Origin of the sequence: Acinetobacter sp. YH12156, assembly GCF_013418235.1 — a bacterium.
Lineage (GTDB): Bacteria > Pseudomonadota > Gammaproteobacteria > Pseudomonadales > Moraxellaceae > Acinetobacter > Acinetobacter pseudolwoffii.
The window spans coordinates 1-1,829 of sequence record NZ_VPCL01000033.1 but is presented as its reverse complement, the minus strand read 5'-3'; the positions used below and the strand labels follow the sequence as shown (position 1 = coordinate 1,829).

Annotated in this window: 2 protein-coding genes; both read left to right on the top strand. The window is 38.7% G+C overall.

Annotation, left to right across the window (positions count from 1 at the left end; translation table 11 throughout):
* Positions 1-2: 2 nt before the first annotated feature.
* Positions 3-992: a phage/plasmid replication protein, II/X family gene (locus FTU87_RS14920; RefSeq protein ID WP_180097748.1), complete on the top strand. Its 990-nt coding sequence runs from the start codon at positions 3-5 to the stop codon at positions 990-992.
* Positions 993-1,537: 545 nt separating this feature from the next.
* Positions 1,538-1,816, top strand: a complete 279-nt coding sequence (locus tag FTU87_RS14915; RefSeq protein WP_180058135.1) for a hypothetical protein — start codon at positions 1,538-1,540, stop codon at positions 1,814-1,816.
* Positions 1,817-1,829 lie beyond the last annotated feature (13 nt).

Below are 1,829 nucleotides of genomic sequence, written 5' to 3'. Positions count from 1 at the left end.
GGATAACAGCTATCCTCCCTTGTAATCATGACCAATCTAGGCTTATTTCTGGGCTTGTTTATTCTTTTGATGCTCAGGGTAATCAAGAGTGGATGGTGGAAAAAAGATTAAGTGTTGAAGGTTCACATTCTTCAAAAATCCAAATTAAAACAGTTGATAGCTCGCATATATGGATTTCAGGCAATCCAACTAAATTTCTGCAAGGTCATAACATCTTTGGGACTAATGATTTAGTCGGGGTGATGGGTAAATTTTTTGATGAGTTACTAAAGAAAGATATTGGCTTATCTCCTGATCCATTCCAATACGCCATGATTAAGGATGGAAACTACAGCCTTTCAAGAGTTGATATAAACGAAACATGGCACCTGGATAACAAGAGATCTGTTTTAGCTTGGATTCGAGCTGTAGGTGAAAGAGCTTATTTAAAACATCGTGGAGCTGGTCAATTCTCAGGTGATACAGCTTACTTTGGTAAAAATTCTAGACGTTGGGCTTTAAAGTGTTACTCCAAAGGACATGAAATTAATGCTAGAGGACATAAATTACCTAAAGAATTACAAATTCCTGAACTACTAGAATATGCAGACAAAGCCTTACGAATAGAAGCTGTTGTAAGGCAATTGGAATTAAAAAGGAGAGGTTTAGACCTTGCATCCGATTGGGATATAGACACACCTGAAGTGTTACTCTTAGAATACTTGGGTAACTTAGAATTGAGTGACGTTTATATGCTTAAGGATGATGTTTTAGACACACTTCCGACACGTCTAAGAATGGTCTATCAATCTTGGCTCAATGGTGATGATCTCAAACAGATTATGTCGAGTTCTGCGTTCTATAGATGGCGCACTCAACTACAAAAATATGGAATCGACATTGCTACTCCATCACCAAAAGAAAAAACCAACGTGATTCCATTAATTCGTGTTTTAGAAGCACAACCTGTCGGTATTCCTGATTGGGCTTATGAAAAAGGATTAGTTGCTTAACTAGTCCTTTTTGTTTTATATTCAATTTGTCCAATAGTATACGGATGGGTTTTAAACCCGTTTTTGCATCACAATGTGAATAATTAAATTATTCGTACGTGAAGCTATTTAGAGTTAGGTTACTCTAGATAAAACAATATAGGCCTACAAAATTCTTTGTAGGCTTATTTCATTTTAGGGTCTTAAAAATATCTCATAAAACACGAGTAATGCTATGACGTCGAGGAGGAGGAGCTTCGACGACCGACCGAGAAGGAAGAGCAGAGCGAGTGTCTACGAGCGAACTGACATAATTAGAATTACTGAACCTTCCCTTCCTGATTACAAACTCCCATTTGTCCTAGATCGGTAAAACTTAGGCTATGCCGACGCAACCGCGTCCGACGTCGGATCGTCTCGCGTCCGCGCGGCGCGTGAAGGGAGGTGTGCAGTGTTAGTAATACTGCACATTTGTCCCACTTCCGGGAATTTTTTATATAACCAACACTTTACAGCACATTTTTTATTCGGTACTCTTCTTTTATAGTGTTACACCTGAGAATAAGATGCCTGCTAAGAATCCAAGAACGAACCTGACACTACCTACTGATTTAGATGCTGTTATTGCTGATATTGCCCGTTTACAGGGGATACCTAAAGCGAAAGTTATTACGGAATTACTCTTAGAAGTTCAGCCTGTTTTAGAACATACCCGTGATGCCCTCCAAGCTGTTCATGAAAACAAGGAGGATGCTCTTAATGTTGCCCGTAATTTCGCACATTCAATGATGCTAGAAGGAAATGAAAAACTTGGCCTTATTGCTAATGAGGTCAAAAAATTATGATTGATTGGATAAC

Bases quoted from the DNA above. Each gene is read 5' to 3' on its own strand.
- FTU87_RS14915 (WP_180058135.1), top strand. From the start codon at position 1,538: ATGCCTGCTAAGAATCCAAGAACGAACCTGACACTACCTACTGATTTA.